Raw genomic sequence first — 14,610 nt, 5'->3', positions numbered from 1 at the left:
AGGGTTTTGTTTGACAAGCCTAAATCAATCATGTACCATAAACATTATCTTAAATTAAAGATATTCACCTGAAAGGAGGGGGAGCCATGTCAGAACAGTATGTTCGAGACGATTCCCTCGATCTGATGGTCGTCCTGTCGAGATCGTACAACTGGGTAACTGCCCATACCAATCGTGACATTCGCCGGCACGGACTCAATCCTACCGAGTTTGGCGTGCTGGAGGTTCTTTTCCATAAAGGACCGCAGCCTTTGCAGCAGATTGGCGAAAAGATCCTTATCTCCAGCGGAAACATTACCTACGTGGTGGACAAACTAGAAAAGAAGCAGCTTCTGATCCGCAAACCCTGTTTGGAGGATCGCCGGGTCATATATGCAGAGCTGACGGAAAAAGGAAACCAGCTACTGGCGGATATTTTCCCTTCACACAAGACAGCCATTGAAAGAGCAGTCAGCGGTCTTACTCCGGAGGAACAGAAACAAGCTATCCAATTGTTAAAGAAACTGGGTCGTGCCGCACAGGAGAGCTATTAGCCGAAGCGGTGCGGCCACGCTCCACCAAAAAAGCGCTTGACAAAACCTTCAATGCATAATAGTCTTAAAATCAAGATTTACGAATTTAATGTTAGCGACTTACAAAACGAAAGGGGAATATTCCTTCCATGAGTAAAGTACTATTGATTAAAGCAAACGATCGACCAGTCGAGCAAGCAGTGAGTGTAAAACTTTACGAAGCTTTCGCTCAAACTTATAAAGAAACTCACCAAAACGATGAAATCGTTGAGTTGGACCTGTTTGCTGAAAACCTGCCATACTACGGCAACGACCTGCTGACTGCTATGTTCAAATCAGGCAAAGGTATGGAACTGTCTGCAGAAGAGCAAAAAGGCGCTGAGCTGGTTAAAAAATACCTGACTCAATTTGCTGAAGCGGATAAAGTTGTGATCGCGTTCCCAATGTGGAACTTCACTGTACCAGCTCCTCTGCACACTTACATGGATTACCTGTCCCAAGCAGGCATCACATTCAAGTATACAGCGGAAGGCCCTGTAGGTCTGATGGGCGACAAAAAAGTGGCTCTGCTGAGCGCACGCGGTGGCGTTTACTCCGAAGGCCCAATGGCAGCTATTGAATTGGCTAACAAATACGTTCGCACCCTGCTTGGCTTCTGGGGCGTTTCCAACATCACTGAAGTGATCGTGGAAGGCCACAACCAATTCCCAGACAAAGCAGAAGCAATCGTGCAAGAAGGCATTACAAAAGCTGCAAAACTGGCTGAAACATTCTAAGACTTGCTTATGCAATAGAAAGCCTCGACTGAGGCTTTCCCTTAGTCAAAATATCTCAAATTTAAAATACTATAATTTAAAACATTTAAGGAGAGATGAAACATGATGGATCTTGGACTGCTTATTATTCGTTTGGTGATAGGTTTGACTTTCGCTGCGCACGGTACACAGAAGCTGTTTGGTTGGTTTGGTGGTTACGGCTTGAAAGGAACGGGCGGTTGGCTTGACTCTATCGGTGTTAAACCTGGTGTCTTGATGGCGCTGCTCGCAGGATTGGGTGAGCTTGTTGGCGGTCTGTTGTTTGCGGCTGGTGTCGGTACTTGGATTGGAGCGATCTTGATTGCATTTACCATGCTGATTGCGATTGTAAAAGTTCACGGTCAAAACGGATACTGGGCTACCTCTAACGGCTATGAGTACAACCTCGCTTTGATCGCGGTTGCCATCGGTGTAGCTTTGATCGGACCTGGCGCTTACGTTCTGTTTTAATCGACCAGACTTTTCTTGGACGCCAATGACTTGAACTAAAGGAGGCAGAAATCATGGATATCCGCATCTACACACGAGATGAACAAGCAAAAGGGCATTTTGGCGAAGGAGAAATCGTGGAAAACAAACCGATTGGCTTTCCCCGTGAAGGATCGGCAGTCACCCGAGTGGGTCCCCTCTTTTACTGGGCCTGGGCCAAATCATTGAAAACCTTTGAGATTCCGCTGCATCCGCACTCCGGCTTTGAAATTTTAACCTATGTCTTGGATGGCACAGTTGGTCACCGCGATACCTTGGGCAATGTTCAGCGAGTTACCACGGGCGGTGTCCAGATCATGCAGACTGGTTCAGGCGCCCATCACGCGGAAGAACTGAGTCAGGATTCGGAGCTGTTTCAGATCTGGTTCGAGCCGCATCTCAGAGCTGCCGTGAAGCGTCCGCCGACCTACAATCAATACGATCACGAAGCATTTCCTGTTGATGGAGAAGGCAGCGTACTAATCAAACGAATCATCGGACCAGATACGCCGATCGAGCTCGTTACGGACTCTCGAATGAGCGACATCACGATCCCGGCTGGCCAGTCCTATCGCCTGAGTCTTCCTGCTGGGTACGCCCATGCAGTGGTAGTGGTCTTCGGTGACGGCACCATCGAAAGTGACGAGCTTCAGGAGGAGCAATCGATGACACGAGGTGATTTTGTAGTTGCATCGTCCGATTCCGATAGTGAATTGGTCTATGAGGCTTTCGGGAATACCCCCCTCCGACTTGTCCTGATTCAGGTGCCAACAGAAGTTGATTATCCGCTGTATCGGAAATAATCCTACTCCTTTTCCTTCATTAGAAAACTTGGCTCCGCCAAGCCATGTGGCGGAGCCTTAGTTGCACTTATACTGGCTAAGAATCTTATCTAATCTTACTGTACGAAAACAGGGCTCCTCAGAGCAGTTCATCTGCTCCGCGGGGCCCTCTTTTTTATGCTTTCGCCTCTAATAGAAAAACAGATAAAAATTTCTTTACACTAATTCGGCACTTCGTTGTTTTCTCTCCTGCCTCTAATTCCTGCATGCGCATCCGTACCTCTTGAAAGTCAAACAATCGGGGCGCGAAATGCTCAAAGGTGGGATTGGCGTAATCGGTCAGCCCCAACGAGGACAAATGGGTAAAAGCCTGTATCACCATGCGCCGAATACGCTGCTCCATGGCGCGGACTTCCTTTACGATCGATTGCTCGTCCAGATTCCCGTGCAGTTTTTGCAGGATGAACGTATACAGTTCCTTGAGCTGCAATTCGCGAAGCTTATCTCCCCTCTGCTCCTCCTCGCCTAGCCAGCGCATGATCAGCAAAAGATCAGGGGCGCCCGCCTCGCTGGCAATACCGAGCTGCAGCAGCAATTGCCGCGCCTTTTGCTCCAGACTGCTTTCCTGCGAAATTTTGCTTTTATGGTCTGCATCTACAGGTTCTTTGGCCTTCACGTCTAAGATCTGCAGTGATTTGCGGATGGATTGCAAGGAAGCTTCCAGTGAAAGATGATCCACTACGCGCTTCAACACCGACATCACTTCCAAGCGATTGATAGGCTTTTGGATAAACGTATCGATCCCTTGCAAGTACGCCTCGCCAATCATCTCTTTATTCTCCACCTGTGACACCATGATAAATCGACCGGCAAATCCTTCCGATCGCAGCTTCTTGATCGTCTGGATACCGTCCTGGCCCGGCATCAGCAGATCGATCAGCACGATATCGACACCGTACAGTTGATCGATGGACACGCCGATGCCATCGCTCGCCTGCCCTGCGATTTCCCCCAGATTGCATTCCATGATGATGCGCTCCAGCATTCTCCGTATTACAGGGTCATCCTCAATAAGAAAGAAACGTATCATCATACGCCCTCCTTTCGTAAAAGTTGATCCGTCGGGAGGCTCACTTTAAAATGTGTGGTTAGCCCCCAGTCGTTGATAATCTGCAGGCTTCCTTGCAAACTGTGTACGATCCCCTTTGCATGTGTTAACCCAATTCCCGTCGAGGCATTCCCGGTCTCGTCAAACTTCGTGGTATACCCTGGCTGAAACACCCATTCCCTTTCCTCACTAGGTATCCCCGGTCCGTTGTCTACGACATGAAATAGAATGTTCCGCTGATCCAGCTTCACCTCAAGCTCGATCCAGCCGGAGGAATAGATCGCTTCTACTGCGTTCGACACTAAATTGTTCAAAACAGATAGCAGTGCGTAAATCCGGCTCGTACTCAAATTTACGTCACACCGCAAAGAAAATTCGATATCTTTTCCCAGCATTTCGGCATATTTACGATTCGCTCGCATCACCAGCCCACACAGCTCTGCGATAGGAAGCTGCGGCGCAAGCACCTCCTGATTGATCAGCTTGGACAAACCGGCCAGCATGCGCTGGGAATCCTTTTTCACCTCGTGGACATTTTCCGCGATGAGAAGAGCCGCTGACGATTCCGTATTTTCAGAAGAGAGAAGCCGTGTATACAGCTGATAGCTATCCCGCGTGATCTCTTCCAATTGCGACATGGACTTTCGCAGATAAAATGCTTCTTGATACAGCTCCGTGTTGATCATCCGCAGCTTCTCCAACTCTTGTTGGCGCACCTCTCCTACAGCCCTGACCTGACGGATCGAAAAGCTGTTGTACAAACCCACGGCAAAAAAACTGCGCAGGACCCCAAAAAAGAGAAGCATAAAGACACTCTCCCAGGTAATGGGAGGGAAATCATTAAACAAATGCCTCACCTGAAGCTCCACCATATTGGAAACAAAATCGACGGAGGCACCAATCAAACCGACGATCAACGGAGCTTCCAAAAACCGCCTTGCCTTAAGGAAATGAAAAAGCAATGAAAAGCTGAAATAGTAAAAGGCGGACGGCAAATGGATCTGCAGGCTCTCCATCCATCCTACTTGGCTGAAGATGTGATCAAGCCCGACCCGAAACCCGAGAATGAATGTCCCGGTGAGAAAACCAGTCAGCAGCACCGGCACCGACTGGAACCACAGCAAACCAAAAAAGAAAGCGGCAATTCCCAGTGAGAAACGAAAAGAGCCCCCTAAAGGGTTTACCTTCATTTCCCCAAAGAAGGCGGTTGCCAGCATAATAATGAAAAGTACCAACAAACGCTCTCGCATAGACGCCCCTCTCTCCATAGAAAAGATCTCCCATTCCTATTGTACTGAGAATCGGAGACCTGCAAAGTGTTAAAGATTAGGCGTGTCTATTTTCCAGGCGCTTGGAGATGATGGACAGCGCATAGTTCACCACAAAATACATGACCGCTACCAGCAGGAATGTCGGAATGACGTAGTTCACGTTTCGGCCGTTGATGATTTGTGCGTGGTTCATCAGCTCTGGGAGGGCAATCACGACCGCCAGCGACGTATCCTTCAAAAGCGAAATGAATTGGCTCACCATTGGCGGCACCATGCGGCGAAGAGCTTGTGGCAGCACGACATGCCACAGCGTTTGCATGTAGGTAAGACCAGAGGAACGGGCCGCTTCGATCTGCCCCTTTTCGATTGAGTTCAAACCACTGCGCACGATCTCAGAAATCATGGCCGATTCAAAAATGACCAGTGCCAGAATCGCCGCATAAAACTTATCCAGCTTGATGCCGATTTCCGGCAATGCGAAGTACGTGAAGAAAATAATCAGCAAGAGAGGCAGGTTTCGAACGAGCTCTACTGCTGTGGCAAGTACTTGAGACAACACTGGAATGCGTGCATAGCGTATGACCCCGACGATAACGGAAACGACAAAGCTTAGAGCAATGGACAGGAAAGCCACCTGCAGTGTGACCCAAAAACCTTCAAGCAGGAAGGTAAGATGACTGGGAGCATATGCGCCAATAAAGTCCATGGATTACCCTCCTTTTATCTGGCTCTCGCCAAGCGCCGCTCCAGGTATCCTACGAGCAGACTCAGCGGAAGAGTGAGTATCAAGTAAAAAACAGCCACAAAGATGTACACGTCAAATGTAACGAAAGTATCTGCCGAAATCAGATCGCCGAAATACATCAAGTCGAGACCTGCGATTACGCCCAGCACAGATGAGTTTTTCACCAGATTGATAAACTGGTTGCCCATCGGAGGAATCACGATCTTGATCGCTTGCGGCAAAACAACGTAGCGCATGGTTTGGACATAGGTAAGCCCAGAAGAGCGAGCAGCCTCCGTTTGTCCTTTGGATACAGCCAAAATCCCTGCACGAATGGTTTCCGCGATGAAAGCTGCGGTGTATACAGTGAGCCCCAGCGTCCCAGCTACAAAGGATTCCAGACGGATACCAATGGCAGGAAGTCCGACGAAGAAGACAAACACAACGAGAATTAACGGGATATTGCGGATGAATTCCACATACGCTGTCCCCAGCCAGTTCAGAGGGCGTACAGGCGCAATCCGGAAGACAGCCATGAGCGTACCTAACAGAAAACTTCCAATGAGTGCAAGCAAGCTCGCTTTCAGTGTGTTGCCGAATCCTTGGAGAAACATATCCCAGTGATCAAACAAGATGGACATATCAATCATCGCTATGATCGATCCCCCTTTGCCAGTTAGAAATAAGTGGATGAGCGGTAGGGTATCCGCTCATCCTTCTTGAAGTCCTACCGCTTTACTTTTTCGGTTTTTCGCCTATCCATTTTTCATAGATCTTGTCGTATTCACCATTGTCCTTCATTTCTTTCAACAGGTCGTTCACCGTCTTCACGAATTCTGCATCGCCTTTGTTGATCGCGATACCGTATGGCTCTTCGGTGAACGTCTCTTCGGTTACACGGTAATTCGGATCTTGCTTGGCCATGCCGTACAAGAGAGCGTTATCCGTAGTCAGCGCATCGCCTTGTCCCGCTTTCAGTGCAGTGAAGGCTTCCGCGTAGTTTTCAAATTCCAGCACTTCTACGTCTGGTGCTTTTTCACGGATGTTTTTCGCAGAAGTAGAGCCTTTGGCTGTTACAACCTTCATGCCCTTTTGCAAATCTTTGAGTCCGTTGATCGGGCTGTCCTTTTTCACCAAGAGGGATTGACCCGCCATGAAATAAATATCTGAGAAATCGACTTCTTTTTTGCGCTCTTCCGTTACGGTCATCGTCGCGATAATGGCATCAATTTCACCGTTTTTGAGCATCGGGATCCGCGTTTTGGAAGTAACCTCTTTCAGTTCGATTTTGTTTTCATCACCCAGTACCTTTTTGGCGATAGCTTTGGCGATATCGATATCAAAGCCTTCAACGTTTCCTGTAGCAGGATCTTTTAAGCCAAACAAGTTCAGATCATACTTCACGCCAACAACGAACTTGCCTCTTTCCTTGATTTTCGCCACTGTGCCAGCTGCTGCTCCAGAAGCTGCTTGACCGCCTTGGCTTGCTCCCTCGGAGGTTTTGCCCGCGCCACAGCCTGCCAAAACGCTTGCGCCGAGCATCAATACCAGGCCCAAGCCCGTTACTTTCTTCCAAACACTTTTTTTCATGTGAATGCCCCTTTTCTCTATGTTTTGAAAGCTTGTTACCTCTGCGTAAAAACTAGTGATTCAAGATGCGGCTTAGGAACAGACGCGCCCGCTCTTCACGTGGGTTGGCGAAGAATTGGTCAGGCGTGGACTCTTCCAGAATCTGTCCTTGGTCCATGAACACGATGCGGTCCGCGACTTCACGGGCAAAGCCCATCTCGTGAGTAACCACCACCATCGTCATGCCTTCCTGCGCCAAGCGTTTCATGACGTCGAGCACTTCACCGATCGTCTCTGGATCGAGCGCTGACGTCGGTTCATCAAACAGCATGATTTTCGGCCTCATCGCCAAACCGCGGGCAATCGCCACGCGCTGCTGCTGTCCACCCGATAGTTGCAGCGGATATTTTTCAGCCTTTTCAGGAATACCTACTTTTTCCAGGTAGTACATTGCGGTCTCGATTGCTTCCTTTTCAGGAATCCCGAGCACCTTGATGGGAGCCAGCGTAATGTTCTGCAGCACGTTTTTGTGAGGATACAGGTTGAAATGCTGGAACACCATGCCAATATCGCGTCGCAGCTTGTTGATGTCGGTGCCCTTGTCATTCACCTTCACATTGTCAACGACTAGCTCACCGCTTGTAATCGTTTCCAAACGATTGATGCAACGAACCATCGTGCTCTTCCCCGACCCGGATGGTCCGATTACCACGACGACTTCGCCCTGGTTGATGTGCAGGTCAATGTTCTTCAAGACGTGGAAGCTTCCGTAATGTTTGTTCACTTGATGAAAACTGATCAACCAGAATCCCCCTCTTCTCTGTTTGTTAGACATATCGTAACGGGACTCTACACGAAACTACACGAAAAGACGAAAGAAATATCTCTCTCTTTGTAATTTTCTAAATACAAACGGTTACATAATCACTTCCCCGAATTGGGATATGACCAATTGCTGTTTACCATTCCATGCTGCTGTCTGGTTAGATGTGCGGATTTGCGTACTGGTTCCCGGCATCATTGACTTCTGGCGGCTTTTTTTCCAAGCTAGACATTCCTCATTCGCAAAAGTCTCGCAAGCATAAAGGAACTTGCAGCTGCGTTCCAGCAACAAAAAACCCGCCGAGGCAGTGCGCCAGGCGGGTTTGCATTTTCGCTATTGTTGAATCGCTTTGATTTATCGCTTTCGGTTTATCGCACTAGGGCTGGTTCTTGCTCCAGCATGGTACCTTCCTCAGCATAGCGTACGTGCCACGCAAGTGCTTTTTCCAAAACGTGTGGGGTATGTCCACCGCGTGTAAGAGCTTCCGCATAGTAGGCACGCAGCTGATCACGATACATCGGATGCGCACAGTTGTCGATGATTTTCAGCGCGCGCTCACGAGGAGCCAGTCCACGCAGATCAGCCAGTCCTTGCTCGGTCACGATGACGTCTACGTCATGCTCGGTATGATCCACATGAGACGCAAACGGAACGATGCTGGATACCTTGCCGCCTTTTGCGATGGACTTGGTCACGAAAATACCCAGACGTGCGTTGCGGGCAAAGTCGCCTGAACCGCCGATCCCGTTCATCATTTTCGTCCCCGAAACGTTGGTGGAGTTTACGTTTCCGTAGATGTCCGCTTCGATCGCCGTGTTGATGGCAATCAGACCTAGTCGGCGAATGATTTCCGGATGGTTGGTGATCTCCTGTGGACGAAGCAAGAGCTTATCACGGTATTGCGCGAAATTTTCCGTTACGTGCTTCATTTTTTCATCCGTCAGGGTGATCGAACAGCCGGAAGCAAAGGCAATCTTTCCTGCATCCAATAGATCAAATACGGCGTCCTGCAGAACCTCGGAGTATACCGTCAGGTCCGTAAATTCGGAATCCAAAAATCCGTTGAAAACCGCATTCGCGACTGACCCGATGCCCGATTGCAGCGGAGCGAGATTTTGCGGCAATCGCCCTGCTTTTACCTCATCCCGCAGGAAATTAATCAGATGGGCTGCGATATGAGCGGTTTCCTCGTCAGGCTGTACAATGGAGGATGGCGAGTCCATGATGTTGGTTACCACGATTCCTTTGATCTTGTTCGGATCAACCGGAATTCCTTTTGTACCAATACGCTGGTCTACAGCAGCGAGCGGAATCGGCTCGCGCTCTCCTTGTTTGGCAGGTGTGTAAATGTCGTGAATGCCTTCCAGCGCATCTGTCTGCGCCAGGTTCAGCTCGATGATGACGTGGTCAGCCTGCTCTACAAAAATATTGGAGTTGCCCACTGAGGTCGACGGAATGATCATGCCATCCTCTGTAATTGCAACCGCTTCCACGATCGCGAAATCGATGTGCTTCAACGCACCATTGCGAATCAGCTCTGCCGTATGCGATAAATGCTGATCGACAAACATGATGCTGCCATCGTTAATTTTTTTACGCATTGTCGCATCAGCCTGGAATGGCAAGCGTTTGAGCACGATACCTGCTTCCGCCATCACTGAGTCAACATCGGCTCCCATTGAAGCCCCTGTATATACATTCACCCCGAAAGGCTGATTCTCATGTTTTGCCCGTTCTGCCAATGTCACTGGCACCACTTTGGAATCCCCTGCGCGAGTAAAGCCACTTAGCCCGATCGTCATGCCATTCTCGATCCAGCTCGCTGCTTCCTCAGCTGTCACGATTTTTTCTGCCATCCGTTTATCGCGTAAGCGCTCCCACATGATAGTGACCCCCTCGAAATGTTTCATTCTGATTGTATCTACCCTAGCACATGCAATCTGAGCGCACACTCGATTTCGGACAAAACAGAATTTGTAGAGGCAAAGTCAGAAAAACAGGCTGCAAACCATTCTCATTTACCGCGGGATTAAAAGCCCAATAATTGGCGGAACGAACTGGAATACGTTTGGCTTACAGGTACTCGTGTTTTCTGTTTATCTTTCATTTCCAGCAGAAACGTGGAATGAAAATGCGGGTGAATGAATCCGATCGCTTCCATGTTCACAAAATAAGAACGATGACAACGGACAAACTGGGTAGGCGGCAGCATGCCTTCCAGCTCAGCCATGGAAAATTTGTTGGCGTACGCCCCTGTCGCCGTGTGCAAAAGGGTCCTGCCCTCGTTGGAGCTGATATACACAATCTCACTTAAGGAGAGTGGCAGCCAGCCATTTTCATCCTTCCCGATCAAAACGGTTACGCGGGGCTCCTGCGGTGCAGCCAACGGCAGCGCCTGTGGAGCATAAATAGCCGTAATGCATCCCATGACTTGACCATGACTGACCAGTGGCAGGGAAAGGCCGTAGTAGGCCACTCCAAAGACGCGGCTTTCTACATAATGCGCCACTTTTCCCATCTCTTGCAGTGCTTTATAGGTAGCAGACCCGACCGGTACAGAATCGCCTGGTGTGATTTTCAGATCAATGATGGAGCTTGGCTGGTAGTACAGGTAGTGTGCACCATCTGATATCGCGATAGATACGCCGTCAGGCACGACTTCGCCAATCATCTGCAGCACTTCTGGCACCAATGAGTTCTCCATTATGATTCCCCCTGCTCCCACGCAATTAGTCTTTCCTTATATTAAACCACATTTCAAGTGCCTCCGAACGAGCCTTGTCTTTCCATTCTGTGTACATAATCCCCAAGCTGGGGCCACCCGGTATGCTATCATAAAAGGCAACCGAGAAGGAGCCTCTGCTGAGGTCTGTACGTTGGAAAAGGCGGTGCAGCATGGAACATACCATAGTCTTGATTGCCAAAGGCACAGATACTTTGGATTTTTTGCTCAAAGAATTGAAAGCGTACTTCGAACCCTATTGTCGTGTCATCGGCTACGCCACACACCAGCACATCCCGGATTTGCGCCACGCTTCCCACGTTTTTCTTACGACCAAATCCCCGGAGCTGTACACGATCGCTCGCCAGGTCGTCGCTGATGAGGTTCCCATCACGGTTCTGAACCGCGTCTTTGAGCTTCGCAAGCTGAAGGCTTTGATGCAAATTCCTCCAGGCACGACCGTACCCGTCATGAACAATTCGCCTGTCACAGCCCAGGAAGTCATCCAAAACTTGCTGGAGGCAAACGTGGATCACCTCCACTACATTCCGTTTCATCCCGGCTGTACATTTGATGACCCCACACTTCAATATGCTGTCATCATGAGCATTCCCGATGTACCGCCCCCGCCCCATCTGGAGCTGATCGATCTGGGCTTTCGCAAAATTCATATTCACGATCTGATTGATATTGGTCGCAAAATAGGGATCCCTGTCGAGTGGGAGCGCGAGTACCTCTCTGCCTATATCGCGGAAATGTCGGAGCTGTCCAAGCTGCTGGGCACTTCCTACGCGGAGGTGCAAAAGCTGAACAGCCAGCTTCAGTCCACGTTTCAAGCGGTTCGCGATCCCGTGATTGCCTGCAACCAGCAAGGCATGATTACCTTCATTAACGATGTCGCGACCCAGCTTTTCTGCCCGCACGAGGCAGCTGTCGTTGGACAGCCCTACACGGTGCTTGCAGAGCACAGCTTTCTTGCGCCGTTTTTCGAGCAGGAGGGCCAGGAAGATACGTTGGTCACACTCGCCAGCAAGCAATTCATCGTCAGCAGCCAGAGCATCCGCCGACGCCAAGAGCGTCTCGGTTTCGTCTGCACCCTAAAGGACGTCACCGAGCTGCAGCGTCTGCGCACACAGCTTGTTCAACGCGGGCACACAGCGACATATAACTTTCAGGACATCAAAGGAAAAAGCGAACCGATCCAGCATGCGATCGAAGTCAGCAAAAAAATGGCGCGAAACAACCAGACCATCCTGCTGCTCGGAGAAAACGGGACGGGGAAGGAGCTGTTCGCCCATGCGATTCACCAGCACTCCCTGCGCAAAAACGGCCCTTTCGTGGCGATCAACTGTGCGTCCCTCCCGGAGAATCTACTGGAAAGCGAGCTGTTTGGCTACGAAGATGGCGCTTTTACCGGAGCGCGCAAAGGTGGCAAGCCCGGTCTGTTTGAACAGGCGGATGGCGGTTCGATCTTCCTCGACGAGATCGGGGATATCTCCCCCGCCATTCAGGTCAAGCTGCTGCGTGTCCTGCAGGAGAAGCAGGTCATTCGGGTAGGTGGTACGGGCATTATCGCCGTGGATTGCCGTGTCCTTGCAGCTACGAACCGGGATTTGGAGAATGCAGTAGAGCAAGGGCATTTCCGCGAAGATCTGTTTTATCGCCTCGCTGTCCTGCCGATTGAAATCCCTGCGTTGCGCGAGCGGATCAGTGATCTTCCTTTATTGATCGAGGATCATTTGAGCAGTCAGGGCTTGCGAAAAACGTGGTCGCAAGAAGTCATGGAGCTCTTGCACAGCCATGATTGGCGCGGAAACATCCGTGAACTGAAGAATGTCGTGGACTATGCGACTGCGGTCAGCGAAGGACCAGTCATTACTATCGAGGATTTACCCAAGCGTTTAACCCAGCGGCTGGCTCAAAAGTCGTATGAAAATGCAGCTTCTTTCCGGGCAAGCGATGAGCGAGACGTCGATCTTTTGCTGTGCCTGTACCAATATTACATCACCAACAAACCGGTCGGACGTTACCAGCTAGCGAACTCCCCTGTCCTGCGGTCAACAGGCTGGACGGAAAGCGTTCTACGCAACAAGCTTAAGCAGCTGGAAGAGCGCGGGCTTGTACGCTCAGGAACGACACGGCAAGGTACGACCATTACAGCGGACGGAATCGAGGTTCTGCGCAGTCTCGCTCGTATCTAGGCCTTTTTTATTCGGTCATTATTAGGTGTTATTAGGAGCGCGGAAACCTAATAAACATTCCTAAAAGGACGCCCATCCTATTTTGACCCAGGAAAAACGCCTGAGAAATCGCCCTTTTCAGGTTTTGTCGAATCTTGGCACGCACCTTGCAATTCACCGAGATGTAACCATTCATAGCGAGGTGACCTCATGACTCCGAACAAAGTTCCAGCCAAAAAACGTTTTTCTGTGCCTCATACCTATGCCATTCTCTTCATCATGATCGTATTGGCAGCGCTTGCTTCATACGTGCTCCCTACTGGGGAATTCGAGCGCATCAAGGACGCGACCTCCGGCAAAACCATCGTCGTGAACAACAGCTACCATGCAGTCGAAAGCAGCCCCGTCGGATTCTTTGACATGTTCAAAGCGATTCCGGACGGGATGCAAAAAGGTGCGCAAATCATTTTCTACATCTTTATCGTCAGTGGGGTTTTCGGCATCATTCGTTCTACCGGTGCCATCGAATCGGGGATTCACAAAGGCGTACGCCATTTAGAGGGACGGGAAAAGCTGTTGATTCCGGCCTCCATGTTCCTCTTTTCCATTGGTGGCTTCACGATGGGGATGGCGGAAGAAAGCATCATCTTCGTGCCGATCGGGATCGCGCTTGCCCGTGCGATGGGCTTTGACGCTGTTACCGGTACGGCCATGATCACCATGGGGGCAGCCAGCGGCTTCATGGGCGGGATGCTCAATCCATTTACAGTAGGGGTCGCTCAATCTCTTGCCCAGCTCCCTCTTTTCTCTGGCCTTGCTTTCCGTACAGTAGTCTATATCATCGTCCTCGGCTTTGCCATTTGGTACGTCATGCGCTATGCCTACAAGGTAAAAGCTGACCCGACCAAGAGCGTGATTTACGAAGTAGAAAAGGAAGCCGTCGCTGAAAAAGTAGAAATGGATATTCCTGAGCTGAATATTCGACACAAGCTGGTATTTTTGGTCATGGTGATTGGACTTGCTTGCAACGTCTACGGTGTCTTCAAATACGAATGGTTCCTGACCGAGCTGACCGCTTCCTTCCTGATCATGGGTCTGGTCGCAGGTCTCGTCGGTGGACTCTCGGTTAACAACCTGTTTGATTCGTTCGTGGGAGGCGCCAAAGCCGTTACGTTCGGTGCTCTGATCGTCGGCTTTGCCCGCGCCATCACGGTGGTCCTCGAGGACGGCAAAACGATTGATACCATGATTTACGGTCTGACCTCTGCCATCGGACATTTGCCAGATGCAATCAACGTAGTGGCGATGTTCTTGATCCAGGCGGTTCTCAACCTGTTTATCTCCTCCGGAAGCGGACAAGCTGCGACGACCATGCCTATCATGGTGCCGATTGCCGACCTTTTGGGCATCCAGCGTCAAGTAGCGGTACTCGCCTTCCAATACGGAGACTCGGTTACCAACTCGATCATCCCGACTTCTTCCGCATTGATGGGCTATTTAGCTGTCGCGGGTATCCCTTATGAGAAATGGGTCAAATTCATCTGGAAGCTGCTCTTGGGCTGGGCGCTGATCGCCTGCGTCGCGCTGATTGCTGCCGTTTATCTCGGCATCGTCTGATCTTCGTGACTACATCCTG

Annotated in this window: 14 protein-coding genes; 6 read left to right on the top strand and 8 right to left on the bottom strand. The window is 50.1% G+C overall.

Translation table 11 applies throughout. The annotated features are described in order from the left end of the window. Positions 1-86 precede the first annotated feature (86 nt). From ACLIN2_RS02190 to ACLIN2_RS02175, 4 genes are all read left to right on the top strand, one after another. A complete protein-coding gene (locus tag ACLIN2_RS02190) occupies positions 87-533 on the top strand; it encodes a MarR family winged helix-turn-helix transcriptional regulator (RefSeq protein ID WP_122925617.1) in 447 nt (148 codons plus the stop codon). Positions 534-661: 128 nt separating this feature from the next. Beyond that, positions 662-1,288, top strand: coding sequence for an FMN-dependent NADH-azoreductase (locus ACLIN2_RS02185; protein ID WP_092270544.1), 627 nt, complete (start codon positions 662-664; stop codon positions 1,286-1,288). A gap of 102 nt (positions 1,289-1,390) precedes the next feature. Then, positions 1,391-1,777, top strand: coding sequence for a DoxX family protein (locus ACLIN2_RS02180; protein ID WP_092270541.1), 387 nt, complete (start codon positions 1,391-1,393; stop codon positions 1,775-1,777). Positions 1,778-1,830: 53 nt separating this feature from the next. Beyond that, on the top strand, positions 1,831-2,598 hold the full coding sequence (locus ACLIN2_RS02175) for a pirin family protein (RefSeq protein ID WP_411503117.1): 768 nt from the start codon (positions 1,831-1,833) through the stop codon (positions 2,596-2,598). Positions 2,599-2,752: 154 nt separating this feature from the next. On the opposite strand, the gene ACLIN2_RS02170 is transcribed toward ACLIN2_RS02175, so the two are convergent. The 8 genes from ACLIN2_RS02170 to ACLIN2_RS02135 form a co-directional block, all read right to left on the bottom strand. After that, entirely contained in the window at positions 2,753-3,667 is a 915-nt protein-coding gene (locus ACLIN2_RS02170; RefSeq protein WP_411503116.1) for a response regulator, read from the bottom strand. Next, positions 3,667-4,935 carry a sensor histidine kinase gene (locus tag ACLIN2_RS02165; protein ID WP_411503115.1) on the bottom strand — a complete coding sequence of 423 codons (1,269 nt, stop codon included), beginning with the start codon at positions 4,933-4,935 and terminating at the stop codon, positions 3,667-3,669. The genes ACLIN2_RS02170 and ACLIN2_RS02165 overlap by 1 nt, the downstream gene beginning before the upstream one ends. A gap of 76 nt (positions 4,936-5,011) precedes the next feature. Beyond that, positions 5,012-5,662, bottom strand: coding sequence for an amino acid ABC transporter permease (locus ACLIN2_RS02160; protein WP_092270529.1), 651 nt, complete (start codon positions 5,660-5,662; stop codon positions 5,012-5,014). Positions 5,663-5,676: 14 nt separating this feature from the next. After that, positions 5,677-6,330 (bottom strand): amino acid ABC transporter permease, encoded by a 654-nt coding sequence (locus tag ACLIN2_RS02155; protein ID WP_092270526.1) that lies wholly within the window; start codon positions 6,328-6,330, stop codon positions 5,677-5,679. A gap of 85 nt (positions 6,331-6,415) precedes the next feature. Continuing rightward, positions 6,416-7,270: a transporter substrate-binding domain-containing protein gene (locus tag ACLIN2_RS02150; protein WP_092270523.1), complete on the bottom strand. Its 855-nt coding sequence runs from the start codon at positions 7,268-7,270 to the stop codon at positions 6,416-6,418. Between the two features lie 52 nt (positions 7,271-7,322). Next, positions 7,323-8,051, bottom strand: coding sequence for an amino acid ABC transporter ATP-binding protein (locus tag ACLIN2_RS02145; protein ID WP_092270520.1), 729 nt, complete (start codon positions 8,049-8,051; stop codon positions 7,323-7,325). 389 nt (positions 8,052-8,440) lie between these two features. After that, positions 8,441-9,955, bottom strand: coding sequence for an acetyl-CoA hydrolase/transferase family protein (locus ACLIN2_RS02140; protein WP_411503114.1), 1,515 nt, complete (start codon positions 9,953-9,955; stop codon positions 8,441-8,443). Positions 9,956-10,101: 146 nt separating this feature from the next. Further along, positions 10,102-10,776 carry a LytTR family DNA-binding domain-containing protein gene (locus ACLIN2_RS02135; protein ID WP_411503113.1) on the bottom strand — a complete coding sequence of 225 codons (675 nt, stop codon included), beginning with the start codon at positions 10,774-10,776 and terminating at the stop codon, positions 10,102-10,104. Between the two features lie 191 nt (positions 10,777-10,967). On the opposite strand from ACLIN2_RS02135, the gene ACLIN2_RS02130 reads away from it, so the two are divergent. Together ACLIN2_RS02130 and ACLIN2_RS02125 are read left to right on the top strand one after the other, a co-directional pair. After that, complete coding sequence (locus ACLIN2_RS02130; RefSeq protein ID WP_411503112.1) at positions 10,968-12,995, top strand: sigma 54-interacting transcriptional regulator; 2,028 nt, start codon at positions 10,968-10,970, stop codon at positions 12,993-12,995. A gap of 189 nt (positions 12,996-13,184) precedes the next feature. After that, positions 13,185-14,591, top strand: a complete 1,407-nt coding sequence (locus tag ACLIN2_RS02125; protein WP_411503111.1) for a YfcC family protein — start codon at positions 13,185-13,187, stop codon at positions 14,589-14,591. Positions 14,592-14,610 lie beyond the last annotated feature (19 nt).

The sequence above is a fragment of the Brevibacillus centrosporus genome (assembly GCF_046622605.1).
In the GTDB taxonomy this organism is placed as follows: domain Bacteria; phylum Bacillota; class Bacilli; order Brevibacillales; family Brevibacillaceae; genus Brevibacillus; species Brevibacillus centrosporus.
Note: the sequence above shows the minus strand (reverse complement) of the source record. Positions and strands in the feature narration are given on the sequence as shown.